This is a genomic window from Lactobacillus kimbladii (assembly GCF_014323605.1).
In the GTDB taxonomy this organism is placed as follows: Bacteria; Bacillota; Bacilli; order Lactobacillales; family Lactobacillaceae; genus Lactobacillus; species Lactobacillus kimbladii_B.
Genome location: NZ_SCMB01000001.1, coordinates 257,666 through 271,440 on the forward strand (window position 1 = coordinate 257,666; position 13,775 = coordinate 271,440).

Annotated in this window: 9 protein-coding genes, 1 tRNA gene and 2 pseudogenes; 1 reads left to right on the plus strand and 11 read right to left on the minus strand. The window is 35.5% G+C overall.

Annotated features, from left to right (window positions below):
* Positions 1-34: 34 nt before the first annotated feature.
* From ERK18_RS01305 to ERK18_RS01355, 11 genes and pseudogenes are all read right to left on the minus strand, one after another.
* Positions 35-107 (minus strand) — tRNA-Thr (locus ERK18_RS01305).
* Between the two features lie 63 nt (positions 108-170).
* Positions 171-509: a heavy metal-binding domain-containing protein gene (locus ERK18_RS01310; protein ID WP_187153962.1), complete on the minus strand. Its 339-nt coding sequence runs from the start codon at positions 507-509 to the stop codon at positions 171-173.
* Between the two features lie 70 nt (positions 510-579).
* Positions 580-975 carry an NUDIX domain-containing protein gene (locus tag ERK18_RS01315; protein ID WP_187153963.1) on the minus strand — a complete coding sequence of 132 codons (396 nt, stop codon included), beginning with the start codon at positions 973-975 and terminating at the stop codon, positions 580-582.
* Positions 976-1,075: 100 nt separating this feature from the next.
* Positions 1,076-2,341, minus strand: coding sequence for a tyrosine--tRNA ligase (gene tyrS / locus ERK18_RS01320; RefSeq protein ID WP_187153964.1), 1,266 nt, complete (start codon positions 2,339-2,341; stop codon positions 1,076-1,078).
* A gap of 270 nt (positions 2,342-2,611) precedes the next feature.
* Complete coding sequence (locus tag ERK18_RS01325) at positions 2,612-5,593, minus strand: LTA synthase family protein (RefSeq protein WP_187154258.1); 2,982 nt, start codon at positions 5,591-5,593, stop codon at positions 2,612-2,614.
* Positions 5,594-5,619: 26 nt separating this feature from the next.
* Positions 5,620-6,239 (minus strand): annotated as a pseudogene (locus tag ERK18_RS01330) (glycerol-3-phosphate acyltransferase).
* Complete coding sequence (locus tag ERK18_RS01335) at positions 6,239-7,360, minus strand: LCP family glycopolymer transferase (RefSeq protein WP_187153965.1); 1,122 nt, start codon at positions 7,358-7,360, stop codon at positions 6,239-6,241. The pseudogene ERK18_RS01330 and the gene ERK18_RS01335 overlap by 1 nt, the downstream one beginning before the upstream one ends.
* 102 nt (positions 7,361-7,462) lie before the next feature.
* Positions 7,463-8,029 carry an aldose epimerase family protein gene (locus ERK18_RS01340; protein WP_187153966.1) on the minus strand — a complete coding sequence of 189 codons (567 nt, stop codon included), beginning with the start codon at positions 8,027-8,029 and terminating at the stop codon, positions 7,463-7,465.
* A 344-nt stretch (positions 8,030-8,373) separates the two neighbouring features.
* Positions 8,374-8,661, minus strand: coding sequence for a type II toxin-antitoxin system HicB family antitoxin (locus tag ERK18_RS01345; RefSeq protein ID WP_187153967.1), 288 nt, complete (start codon positions 8,659-8,661; stop codon positions 8,374-8,376).
* Between the two features lie 153 nt (positions 8,662-8,814).
* Positions 8,815-10,149, minus strand: a pseudogene (locus tag ERK18_RS01350) (IS3 family transposase).
* Positions 10,150-10,279: 130 nt separating this feature from the next.
* Positions 10,280-11,713: an MFS transporter gene (locus ERK18_RS01355; protein WP_187153968.1), complete on the minus strand. Its 1,434-nt coding sequence runs from the start codon at positions 11,711-11,713 to the stop codon at positions 10,280-10,282.
* Positions 11,714-12,381: 668 nt separating this feature from the next.
* Here ERK18_RS01355 and hflX point away from each other — a divergent pair.
* Positions 12,382-13,662, plus strand: coding sequence for a GTPase HflX (gene hflX / locus ERK18_RS01360; protein ID WP_187153969.1), 1,281 nt, complete (start codon positions 12,382-12,384; stop codon positions 13,660-13,662).
* The last annotated feature ends 113 nt before the right edge of the window (positions 13,663-13,775 follow it).

Genomic DNA, 13,775 nt, shown 5'->3' on the forward strand with positions numbered 1-13,775 from the left:
AGAAACATAGCCATAATTATCCGCTATAAAACTAAGCCACTTCCCAGATTTGAACTGAGGACCTCCTCCTTACCACGGCGGTGCTCTGCCTCCTGAGCTAAAGTGGCAAATTAACAATAATAAAAAAGCATCCATCTCTTATAGAGCGAATACTTCAAATAATACTATATCTATTCGTTGTCTGCAATAAATCTTACGGCAGTACCATAAGCAACAACAGATTGCATGTCTCCACCAATCGAACCAGAATCAAAGCGCATCATTACGATTGCATCTGCTCCTTCATCTTCAGCACTTTTTCGCAATCTACTCAATGCCTGACTGCGTGAATCTTCAAGCATTTTAGTATAACTGTGAATTTCTCCGCCAACCATTGATTTAAGACTAGCTCCAAAATCCTTAACCAAATTTTTAGACTGAGTTGTTAAACCAAACACTTCACCAATAATTTCATATTTTTTACCAGGTATATTTTCGGTAGTTGTTACTAAAATTTCTCTGTGAGCCATTTTTTTCCTATTAACGTATATCAATATATATCTTACTAATTTAATAGTATGAATTCACCGCATTTTTTTGTCAAATCAGAGTTACTATTTTAGCAGCTATTTCAGGTGGCATTAAATTAATCTTTGGCAGCTCTTTAGCTGCTATCCATTCTGGTTGATAAACATTATTGCTGCTCGAGCGCCCTTTTTCTTCACCACTGATTTTAGGTGCAGTTATATATGGAATTTTAGCATAAAAAATTTCCTCATCCTCTTTTCCTTCATATTTAAAAAAATGTATCAGATCAGTTGGTCTTAGCTGAATATTTAACTCTTCCTCAATTTCTCTGATTGCAGTTTCAACTGGAGTTTCATGTCCTTTAGCTCCACCACCAGGTATTACCCAGTAGTTACGACCATTTTTAAATCTGTGGATTAATAAAACATCCTTATTTTCTTTATTATAAAGTATTACGCGTGCACGCATTTTTATCCTCCTAAATTAAAAAATGATGTGTTTCTTATTATACTCTCTTAATTGGAGTTAAAAAAGGGCAGTTGCGAAAATAGCAACTGCCTCTTTTAGATTAATCTTTAATTGTAACTAAAGTGTATTTTCTTTTACCTTTTCTAATAATGACATATTTACCATCAAATGCCTTAGAAGGATCAACTTCAAAATCTACCGACTGCTCACGGTCTCCGTTCACATAAATTGCTCCATTAGTCACATCTTCTCGAGCCTGGCGCTTAGAGGGTTCGATTTTGGTGTCAACCAAGAAGTCTACAATATTTTTGTTCTGAGATGTTGATTCGGCTGCAGGTGCACTCTTTAAGCCCTGCTTAATCTGCTTAACTGACAGATTTTTAATATCTCCGGAAAACAAACCATCTGTGATCATTTCTGCTTCTTTTAAGCCTGCTTCTCCGTGAACGAATTTTGTTACTTCTCTAGCTAATGTCTTTTGCGCTGTCCGCTTCCACGGTTCAGCTTTTACTTGCTCCGCTAGATCATCAATTTCTTCATGACTAAGGAAAGTAAAGTACTTCAAGTACTTAACAACGTCACGATCATCCTGATTGATCCAGAATTGGTAAAATTCATAAGGACTGGTCTTTTCTGGGTCAAGCCAAACTGCACCACCAGCTGATTTACCAAATTTAGTGCCATCGGCTTTTAGCATTAATGGAATAGTCAAACCAAAGGCCTGTCTGTCTGATCCCATTAATTTATGGATCAAATCAATTCCTGCTGTGATATTGCCCCATTGATCGCTACCACCAATTTGCATTTGAACACCATAATTTTTATTTAACTGGTAGAAATCAATGGCCTGTAAAATCTGGTATGAAAACTCGGTAAATGAAATACCATTTTCCAGGCGACTGGCAACCACGTCTTTATTGATCATATTATTAACTTGGAAGTGCTTGCCGTATTCACGCAAGAATTCAATTAAACTTAATTTATCAAGCCACTCTGCGTTGTTAACAATTTGAAAGTTATCAGTTCCAAACAATTTTTCCATTTGCTTAGTCAGAGCAAGTTCATTTTCGTGTAATTTTTCTGCACTAAGGAGCACTCTCTCTGACTTACGTCCAGAGGGGTCACCAATTGTTCCTGTGCCGCCACCTATAACGATCACAGGGTGATATCCAGCCAGCTGAAACCTTTTTAAAATCATAAAGGGAATAAGATGACCGATATGCAGTGAATCACCAGTGGGATCAGTGCCGCAATAAAGGGCTATGTCATCGTGGTCTTGCAAATATTTGGTCAGTCCTGCTTCATCAGTCTGCTGGTTAATCGCTCCACGCCATTTTAAGTCTGCTAAAATATCAAAGTTTGCCATCTTTTTCCTCCAATAAAAAATCCCTAGATTCGTTTAAGAATCTAGGGACGACTAAATACTTTTTTCAGCCGTGGTACCACCCACGTTCGCACTTCAATGACAAGTGCCTTAATTACGGTCTTTATGGGAACCACCCAACTCGTATTTCGCTACTCTTGACCTGTCTAGCTCACACTAACCGCTAGTTCTCTGAACGCTGAATCAAGGTGCTACTTAAAATTTATTATAATGATAATACTCATTTTTTCTTAATAAGTCAACACAATTTTATTACTTATAGAAGCCTTTAATCTTTAAGCCATATGCTTTACCTGCTGTCATATCATATTGAATAGCCTCATAATCGGCTAAAACTTCCTGCTGCTTCTTGGTCAAGTATTTCGGTTCTATTACTTGTCCTTGCCTTCCAATTAACTCGAAGCCTTTATCACCTTTAAAGTTAATAGTAATTGCGGGTAATCTTTTATGAACTTCTGTTAACAGAGCCTGGTAAGGAGTAACTTTCGAATCAGTCTGTTCCAGCATCATAGCAATAAAGTCACTCGAGCTGACGAAGTTATTAGCCCTACGCGGCAACCTAGTCTTAGCACCATGTTGACGAGCATACTTGTTTGAGTAAATAAAGTAGCGCGTTGAATGCATTTGTACCGGATACTTAGCAGTATAGTTTTGAGAAATAATGCTTGGATAGTGATCGCCATAAAAGACTAGAGTAATAGGCTTTTGAATTTTATCAATCTGCTTGATAAATTGCTCAACTGCCTTGTCAGTATATTGCGTACCCTTGACATAGGTAGCCATTTGATCACGTACTGCTGGAGACTTGAACAACTCTCCCGAAATCTTACCCATGTATTCGTTGTTGGGGTACCAGTTATTGTATGGCATGTGGTTTTGAATTGATATCAGGTTGATAAACTGGCCGCCATTACGTGAATTGATTTCTTTTAGTCCGTTGGCGTAGGTAGTGAAGTCAGAGTTATAACCGCTCTTACCTAGCTTCTTTTGGTCAATAATTTTATATTTTGAACCAACATAGATAAACTTATCAAACTTAAATCTATGGTAGTCTTCCTGTCTTGAGTAATAAGTACCAATAAATGGGTGGACTGCAGATTTATAATCAAAGTTCATCCCTATTGTTGGGTAGAAGTCATAATTTGGCACAATCTGAACGTAAGGGGTCAAAGTAGACTTGAACATACCCATATTCAAACCAGTTAAGGTTTCCCATTCCATGTTGGCAGTACCACCACCATAACCAGCACTCAACATATTACCGTAGGTTGAGCGTGACTTCATCGACTGGATAAATTTAACTGGATTTGGAACATCACGATCGAATCTAATCGTAGGGAAGGTGCTTGGATCAACAAAACTTTCACTCAAATTAAAGACAATAGTTTGATCTTTAAGAGTATTTTTGCGTTTCTTATTTATCCTAGCAGCAACTTTTTCATATTTATTATTTAACTGCTTAATACTTGTTTCCGAATATCCCTCAGGCTGATCCATAATTTGCAAATCAATATAATTCAAGAAATTAAGTACAGGACCATTTACCTGAATATCACGTTCTGGATTACGGAACCTTTGCTTATTATCAAAACCACGATTGATATGATAGATAACTCCGCCGTCATGGTTAAAGCGCAATGGCGTTACAAATAATAATAAGCTTAAAAGTGCCCAAATACCACGTCTCTTCCATGATCCGCGCTTTTTAACAGGGAATTTTAACTCTAAGAAAATATCAAGAGCAATAACTACAACGAGTGCAACTAAAATCACAATGACAGTAGTCTTACCGATCATTGGAATTAATGTTTTCCAATTGACAATTTCACTGAGCTCAGTCGGATAAATTGGCTCTCCACGCAAAATCAGCTTAATCTTATTAGCAACAGCCCAACCGATCGCAATCAAACTGACTAAAATGTTAGAAGTCCAGTATCGTGTAGTTACAAAGTAAAAGATGGAGAACAACGCATCAAGAAAGATAGTTGTTAAAATCATGGCAAAGAATTTAGTTCCTAGAAGATAAACTATCGCATTAATTGTAGAAGCTGTACTTATTTGAATTCGTAAGTTATCAGATTCAATTAAGAAAGAACCAAAACTTAGAATGTAGAACCAGGCCCAAGTAAGCAAATTTACTCTATTAGTAACTATAAACTTGGTAAAGAGTGCCCATACTTTTTCACATATCTTAGCTAAATCAGGTTCGTTATCTAAATAATTAATCATTTTTGCAAACGGATTGATTTGGAACAAATAGCGATCAAGTAACTGGTACCAAACAATCACAATTAATAACATAATAACAAGCAAAACCAACTTGCTAACTATTGAGGAGTCAGTGAACTGAAACGCTCTCATAAACCTCGGAGAAATGGGTGCATCCATGATCATGATTACTGGGATAAAATAGCGCATTTGCTTTTTATTAAAAGTCATAATAACTTTTTTAAATAATAAGAAAACAGCTACTACCAGTAAAAACATGAACGGAGAGGAAGGATTATTTAAGAACTCTCTGTTCCAGTCACCACCCCCGTTGCCAGAAATAATTTGTGACCAGTAAACAGCATCGAACCCAGAAACACCGATTATCACAATGAAGAAAGAAAGAAAACCGCTAATTAAAGATATGATGAGCAATTTTTTGCCAATATGGACATTAGCTAAAAACATGCCCCAGGCAAAAAATAAAACCAAGTAAAGACCGTATAGCGAATATTGAAATGACAGGTTGCCAGCACTTAAAGAAAAGCCGAGCAGAGTTAATAAGCTCAACACCAAGAGGTTTTGCTTAATTGTCAACTTATGCAAAAAATCATACAAATGTGGCTGAATCAGCAAGCAGAAAATCAAACCAGAAAACAAAACGGATGTACTGGTAATGATCGGAAACAGCATGCCCCATACACGCCACATGTTAAAGCGGGTAGGAACTATAAAGAAAAATAAAATGTAATAGACAATCAGAGTCACACTGCCTAACAACCAGTATTTCAAACTTTCGCTAATAATTTGTTTTTTCTTACTATAAACAGCACCAAATATCATAGGAACAATCATTAAAGTCGCATTATGCAACATATTTGGCATAAAACGAACAAATGAAAAATTTGCTCTGGCAGCAATTCCTTTCAAGTTGAACATTTGGATCAGCATGAACAGAGATGCTACCAGCAGACAGATTATCTGGATAGCTTTTAAAGATTTTTTATTTTTATTCATATTTCCAATTATTTTCCTCACTAAAAATGATGCTATTAGTTATCGCGCTTAATACCCAACTTTTTCTTAATTGAGTATAAAACATCAAACTTTTTTCCTTTTCCGACAAAAAAGTCACGAAGATCATATCTAAATTTATAGACCATAATCAACGTCATAATCAATAATACGATTCTGGCTTCCTGAGTCGTTAAAAATTCATATAAACTGAACAATATTATAAAAACTATTGGTGGAACCGTCAAATTTTGTAATACTATTAACAAGAAAAAAGCAATTAACAGTGTCACTGCAGCTACTGGTGTATCATATAGTGCTGCTACTATCACAGCAATCGTTACACCTTTACCACCATGAAAATGTTTCCAAAGAGGAAAACAGTGGCCTAGCATTAATCCTAACCCAGCATATAACAAAGCAATACTGTCTGAAAAAAAACAGTGTACTATTAAAATGCAAATAAGAGTTTTTAGTATATCGCCAAGACAAGTCAATATTCCCCATTTTTTCCAAAAACTGCTCCGACATTTGCAGTTCCCGGATTACCTGACCCCACTTTTGTAGGATCTTGATTCAGGGCAAAACGACAAATCAACACTGCAGTGAGAAGACAACCAAACCCATATCCAATAATGATTGACCACAAACGCATTATCAATAGTCACCTTCTTCCTGATAACTTTGATCTTGATAATCCTCATATATGTGATATTCTTGACTATCAGGGTTTTTAAAACTGAAGCCATCAACTTTATTACGCTTATTCTGATAAGTTTCATTATTATTTATAAATGTTTCGGGTAAACCAAGTTCTGATCGTAAGTAATCTGATACTCGTTGTAATTCTTTAGTAGATTGCACTTGATAAGAAGAACCATCAATTGTAGCATTGTGCCCATGAAGATAATCGCTTTTCACATCTTTAGTGGAATCACGATAATTGAAGGCAATCTGACGCAATGCATCAAAGGGTAAATTAGTTTTAAGATTCCCAGAAACTGACGATAATACTGAATCCAAGCGAGTTAAAGTATTAATTGAAACTGCCTTTTTTATAATAGTAGTAATCACTTGACGTTGGCGCTTTTGACGACCATAATCACCTTCTGGATCATCATAACGCATTCGTGAATACGCCAAAGCACCACCGCCACCCATGTGAGTCAGCTGATTTTTTTTAAAAATGTAGCCACCATATTCAAAACTCATAGTAGGTCTAATATTAATACCACCAACATAACGGATTAGACTCATAATACCCTTCATATTTACCAAAACATAGTACTTAATTGGTACATTTACTAATTTAGACACGCTTGCCATCGACATGGCAGCCCCACCAACAGGATAAGCAGCATTTATTTTTTTAACTTGAAATTGTTCGGCACCAACCATTTGAGCCATAGTGTCTCGTGGAACTGACATTAAGGTATAGCGTTTCTTTTGGGGATTAACAACGACAATAATAATGGTGTCAGTGTTGCCTATCTTCTCTTTACGGTCAAGTGCTCCAGTATCGCTGCCCATTAACAACACCGCAAATTTTTTCTTACCGTTGAATTCACCTTTTATAATCCGCACGCTGTTTTTAGCGTCATACGCGTCATCAACCGTATCTTTTGTACGAAAATAAATATATGCTGAATACACACAAACAGCCGAAGCTAAAAGCGCTATAAGACATGATAACCATGCTAAAATACGTCTTTTTTTATGGTAATCTTTTGCATGTAATTCAACTCGACTTTTATTCAGATGATTATCGTTGTGATCCATAACTTTTTACTTGCCCAAATTTTAATTACAATGAGTACATTATAACAAAAAAAACAAACCATTGCTGGTTTGTCTATTTTATCTTATAAAATCATTAATTATTTAGCTCAAGGCTAGGGTTAATCTTAGATCTTCATCACTGTCACTAGCTAGTGTAGCAGCATTATAAGCAGCACTAATCTGATTGCTTTCAGCCGTTAAAGTTAAATTAGGAGAAGCTACAGTTAAATTAGTTTTATCTTTATTTAACACTATTTCGTTAGCATTAGTATTCACTTTCCAGCCTGAAAAAACTGGAATCACGAATTTTACTGAAAACGGCATATCTTTATGAGAATTATTTTTCAGGTAAAATTTAATATCAATTCCACTTCCCTCTAGTGCGTACGTTAATATTCCTTCAAAGTGAAACGGGAACCTTTTATAACTAGATTTGTCATCAATCAAAGCCAAACTAACACGTGAATCTCCCTTGTCTACAACTGTCCATGGCAGGATATCTGCTAGATTTTCCTTCTGCTCGGCTCCTCTAAAAATAACTTCTAATGCTTTTTGCGTAGCAGCATCTTTAAAATAATCAATTTGACTATTTTGGGCAACAAAGTTAACCACCTTAGCTCCCTTTTCAGAAACAGCAACACGCAAAATAGAACTTTCAATTGTTTGCATAATCTACTCCCAAATTTTTTCTCTCTCAAAAATAGCACTCAAATAGTGCTATTGTCAATTTGAGCTCAAAATACAAGATTTTTTGCAATTCTTTCTTTTATTCAATCAAATTATTGCAGAAAAATTATATTTAAATTTTCAAAAAATGATATAGTACTGCGCTTTTCAGATAACATTTTAATCTAAAGGTTATTTTAAAGCAATTTTACTAAAAGAAGCTAAATTTATTAGAAAAATTTACTCAGATATATTATAATTAATTTGTTCCCGAGAATTATATAAAAAGTTTTTGGAACAAGTTAATAAAAAGGGCACCCCAAGAAATTGGGATGCTTTTTTATATATTATATTTCGTAATTAATGCGATCACGTGAAGCTTCGGTTAGGTCTGCAGAAACCGGTGCAACAAATGAGCCATCATCTGGCAATTCAATATCACTTACCTTGCTGACCTTGGGCAACACTGCTTTATTATAAAGACGGCTGGCAAGTGTGTCAGCAGCCATTTTCATTGACTCACGCAAGCCTTGCCCTTCAGTTATTCCACCTTTAACATCAGGGAAACTGATTACATATATATCATTTTCCAGTGGTTTAAAAATAGCTGGATACGTCACAACTTTATGGTTCATCCTAAACCTCCTCGTTTTGCTCTTTCCTTCTACCATAATATACCCAAATTGCCAAAAAGAAGAAATAATTATTAAAAAATTATTTTTTAAAATAAAAAAGAGTTGATTTTTATAATTGATGTGAACCCTAAAATTAGGACACTTTATTAGCTGCTAACTAAGGACTAATTGCCGATATTCAATCGGAGTTAGTCCTTTTAGTTTGATTTTGATTCTTTTATGATTGTAATACTCAATGTAGTCTCTAATCGCATCTTCCAGTTCAGTGAGATTCTTAAAGTGCTTTTCAAAACCATAAAACATTTCTCGCTTGAGTATCCCGAAGAAGCCTGCCATTAACCCATCATCAAGCGAATTGCCCTTGCGTGACATTGACTGGCTAATGCCATGATTTTTGAGCCACGCTTGAAACTGGCCATTTTGGTATTGCCAGCCTTGATCAGTATGGAAGATCAAGCCATTCAAGGCCGGATATTTGTGCTAGGCCTTTTTTAACATATCCATGGTCTGCTTAAGATTGGGGCTGCGGGAAATAGTATAGGAAACAATCTCTTGGGTGCAGCCGTCAATGATCGGTGATAAATAGGTCTTTTGCCCTTTGAGCTTGAACTCAGTTATATCTGAATACCATTTGTGATTGGGATAAACCGCACTGAAGCTGCGTTTAATCAGGTCAGGCTTAATCGGACCCTGAGTGCCACGATAGCTATTATATTTGAGCCAGCGTTTACTGACTATGCCGAACAGCTTCAGCTTGTTCATTAGGCGCTGCACCTTTTTATGAATGACTAATAAACCGCGACACCTAAGCTCTGCAGTAATGCGGCGATAGACATAGCGGTGCTTGTGTTCTTCATAAATAGCTTTGATTTCAGCCATTATTTCTCGATTGTCCCGCTCTTTGTCCTTCTTCTTTAAAGTGTAGTAGTAATTGCTGCGGGATAGATGGGGCAGATTGGGATTGGCATTAATGGCATCAAGAATAAAAGTTACGCTGACTTTAAGCTCGCGCCTTAGTTGGGTAACTGCCTGGGCTATTTCCGAGGCTTGCGGTTCTTGGTCCGCTGGTCGACTAAGACACTCAATTTTTTTACAAATTCGTTCTCGATTTTCAGCTTTAAGTTCTGCTGGCGTAAGCGTTCGTTTTCTTGCTTGAGTCGATGGTTTTCCTGTTTGATCAGCTGTTCTCTTTTGGTCATGGGGCGGTCGTCCTCTCTGCTTGTTAACGATATTATACCCATTTTTACGGTATTCGCGCAGCCAATTGGACAACATGCCATGACTTTTTAAACCTAAATCTAGCGCTACGTGATAAAGGGGCTCATGGTCAACTATGATTCGCCTAAGAGCCTGCTCCTTAAAATTACTTGTATAAGCAGTGAAAGGCTGATCTAAAATGGCTAGACCGTGACGGTCAATTAAAGCCAACAAGTAACCAATATTAGATTTGCCAACCTAATAACGCTGACTTAGCTCAGCGGGGCCGATTTGATAATCATGCTAAAGATGATAGATTTCAATTTTATCTTGTTTGGATAATTTAGACATAAAAATAACCCCAAAATTTGTCCTAAATTTGTGGGTCATATCAAATTTTCAACACATTTTTTATATTTAATTATTTATTATTTTTAAATAGTCTCCATCCACTCAATAGAACCGTAATCAAACAAATTACCATTGAAATAATAAAAACTACATGCATGCCATAAATAAAAATTTCAGGTTGTTTGGGCAGATAAGCGGTAACTCTTGCTCCCTTTGCTTTGCTCATCGCAGCAAACAATACAGTAGTAGCACTTGATATACCAATGACCATTCCAAGATTTCGAGAAAGTGAATTAATACTGCCTGCAATGCCTAAATCTTTTTGCTCGACTGAGCTCATAACTAAAGAATTATTTGGGGAACTGAATATGCCACTGCCCAATCCCATAATTGCGATACTAATTATGAATAACCACATAGATGAATCTAAACCGCATAATGTATAACCAATCTGACTGATCAGCAATAACACCAGACCAATAAAAGTAATCAATTTAGGACCGATTTTATCAGAAACAGAACCAGCAACTGGGGCAGCAAACAGTTGGACTACAGGTAATATCATTAAAATTAAGCCTGTTTTTCCCGGTGACAAGTGACGAGCATTTTCCAAATAAAAAGGAGTGACCACATTAAAGAAAAAGTTAGTTATAAAAATTAATAATGCACAAAGCAGACTAACTGAAAAATCTGGATTTTTAAATAATTTAAATTGCAATAATGGATTTGCTACATGATTTTCAACATAAATAAACCAGATAAAACTGACCAGACCTACTAGCAACATTAATAAAACGAGTAAAGAACTAAACCCTAGCTGCTGCCCTAAAAAAATACCGCCAAACAAAGTAATCATACCTAAAGCAAAGCTGAAAGAACCGGCCTTATCTAAAGCGGATTTAGTATAAGTAATGTCCTTAGGCAGGAATATAGCCCCAATTATTGCAGCTATCAGGCCAACAGGAACATTTAACCAGAAAATATAAGACCATGAAAGATGACTTAAAATTAAGCCACCAAGTCCGGGGCCGGCAATGGAACCCAAAGCAACAAAAGAACCGATTGTACCTAATGCCTTTCCTCTTTCAGTAGCCGGAAAAACTTCAGTAATGATTCCATTATTAGTAGCCATGGTCATGGCAGCACCAAAAGCCTGCAGTGCCCTAGCCAGCAATAAAAATATTAAATCAATTCTAATTCCTGATAAAAGCGAACCGGCAATAAAGAATATGGCTCCTAAGCGAAAAAACTTTATTTTGCCATATGTGTCACTTAATTTGCCAAAAAATAAAATAAAGCTGCAAACTACAATCAAATATAGTGAAACTACCCATTCAGATTGACTCATCGGAATATGTAAGTCCTTACTGACCACTGGCAAAGCAATATTAACAATCGTACCGTCTAGGGTTGACATAAATGTAAACAGCCCCACAGCAACTAATATCCACCAGCGATTTTTTTGTACCTTTTGATTAGATTGATAGCTTAATGTTTGTGCCATTTTAATATACTCTCCATTTCTAAATTAGTTAGGTACCTTAATAGATTGAATTATACACCTTTTTTTCTATCTGCCAAGTATAAAAGCGACCACATATTTATGTAGTCGCTTTTTCTGATTAGCAGGTGAATATTATGTAAGTAATCTAAATTGATAAAAGTAATTTACGAACTTCTTGTAGACTATGAGCACTAAGTAAATGCTTGACATTATTTAGCCTCTTTCTAGATGTAATCGTTTTTAACCAATATTCAAGCACGACGACTGAATAAGCAAAAGTCAAGGTTATCTATTATTTCTGGTGCAATCAGTTAACTAGAGATTTGGGCAACAAAAAAGCGCATTTTTTGAAATGTGCTTTTTTTACTTTTGATGATTTAGCTTTTCTTTAAATATAGACTGCTTATATTTTAACTATTAATCATTATTATTATCAAGATAATTTATATATTACTGGCAAGTCCATCAAAAGCAGTAATTTGTAATATCATTAACAAAAGGTTAATTATTTATTTTTTTAATTTACTTCTTCTTTTTGGTAAACTAAGCGTTTTGTATTAAAATTAAACTATCATACACGCAAAAGAAGTACGAAACATGAGGATTAATAATTTTTAATTTTTTTGAGAAATACTACTTAATTACTTTATGTACAGAAAGAGAATTAAATGATTGAAAATACTCCACGTAAAACAAAAGCATTTATTGCTGGAGCTAATTTAAATGATCCTAATTTTGAATACTACATGAGTGAACTAGCCAACCTTACAGAAGCTGCAAACATGGAGGTTGTAGGACAAGCTCGACAAAATGAGGAACATATAATAGCTGGCACTTATTTTGGCTTAGGAAAAATCAATGAAATTAAGGATATGGCACACGGTTTAAAAGCAAAAGTTCTAGTACTCAATGATGAATTGACGCCGGTTCAAATTCGGAACTTAGAGAAATTAACTAAATTACGAGTAATTGACCGTACCGAATTAATTTTAGAAATATTTTCAAGTAGAGCACGCACTAAGCAAGCAAAACTGCAGGTTCAACTGGCACGCCTGCAGTATGAATTGCCACGTTTGCATCCATCAGAAAATACCCTGGACCAGCAACGCGGTAATGGTGGCTCAACTGGCGGCGGCTTTGCCAACCGTGGTGCTGGAGAATCCAAGCTGGAATTGAACCGCCGCACCATTGGTAAACAAATTTCTATTATAAAAAAAGAATTACAAGCAATTGATAAGCAGGAACAAATCAAGGCCAAAAGGCGTAATCAAAACCATATTCCTAAAGTAGCGCTTGTAGGTTATACCAATGCTGGCAAATCAACCACAATGAATGGGCTGTTAAAAGAATTTTCCAAACATAGTGATAAACAGGTTTTTGTTAAAAATATGTTATTTGCAACTTTAGACACAAATGTGCGCAGAATTGACTTAGAGAATAATTTTAGTTTTATTCTTTCAGACACAGTTGGTTTTATTTCTAAATTACCTCATAATTTGATTGAATCTTTTAAAGCAACTTTACAAGAAGTAAAAGATGCCGACTTATTGATAAACGTTGTTGATGCTTCAGATCCTAATATGATTCAAATGATTCGCACTACACAAAATGTGCTTAATGAAATTGGTGTTAAAAATACTCCGATGATCACTGCCTATAATAAGGCTGACAAGTCGGAACGCAATTATCCCCAAATTGAAGGCAGCGGCATTTTATATTCTGCAGTTGACATTAAATCTATTGAAACCCTCACTGATTTAATAACAAAACGAATTTTTACCAATTATAAAAAAATCAATTTGTTATTGCCTTTATCCGCAGGAAAGATTTTATCCTATTTACATGAAAATGCCCAAGTATTAACAGAGACATATCAAAATGATGGTGTTCATATTGCTGTGCGGCTATCATCTAGAGAAAAAGCACAATTGGCCAGTTATATTGTCTAGACGAAAATAAACGATAGAAAACTAACACTAATAAAAAAGATTCTCACTTCAATATGAGAATCTTTTTTAATATAAATTGATAATCGAAAATCAATTTAATCATAAAATTTGCC

Bases quoted from the DNA above. Each gene is read 5' to 3' on its own strand.
- ERK18_RS01310 (WP_187153962.1), bottom strand. From the start codon at position 509: ATGGCTCACAGAGAAATTTTAGTAACAACTACCGAAAATATACCTGGT.
- ERK18_RS01315 (WP_187153963.1), bottom strand. From the start codon at position 975: ATGCGTGCACGCGTAATACTTTATAATAAAGAAAATAAGGATGTTTTA.
- tyrS (WP_187153964.1), bottom strand. From the start codon at position 2,341: ATGGCAAACTTTGATATTTTAGCAGACTTAAAATGGCGTGGAGCGATT.
- ERK18_RS01335 (WP_187153965.1), bottom strand. From the start codon at position 7,360: ATGGATCACAACGATAATCATCTGAATAAAAGTCGAGTTGAATTACAT.
- ERK18_RS01340 (WP_187153966.1), bottom strand. From the start codon at position 8,029: ATGCAAACAATTGAAAGTTCTATTTTGCGTGTTGCTGTTTCTGAAAAG.
- ERK18_RS01345 (WP_187153967.1), bottom strand. From the start codon at position 8,661: ATGAACCATAAAGTTGTGACGTATCCAGCTATTTTTAAACCACTGGAA.
- ERK18_RS01355 (WP_187153968.1), bottom strand. From the start codon at position 11,713: ATGGCACAAACATTAAGCTATCAATCTAATCAAAAGGTACAAAAAAAT.
- hflX (WP_187153969.1), top strand. From the start codon at position 12,382: ATGATTGAAAATACTCCACGTAAAACAAAAGCATTTATTGCTGGAGCT.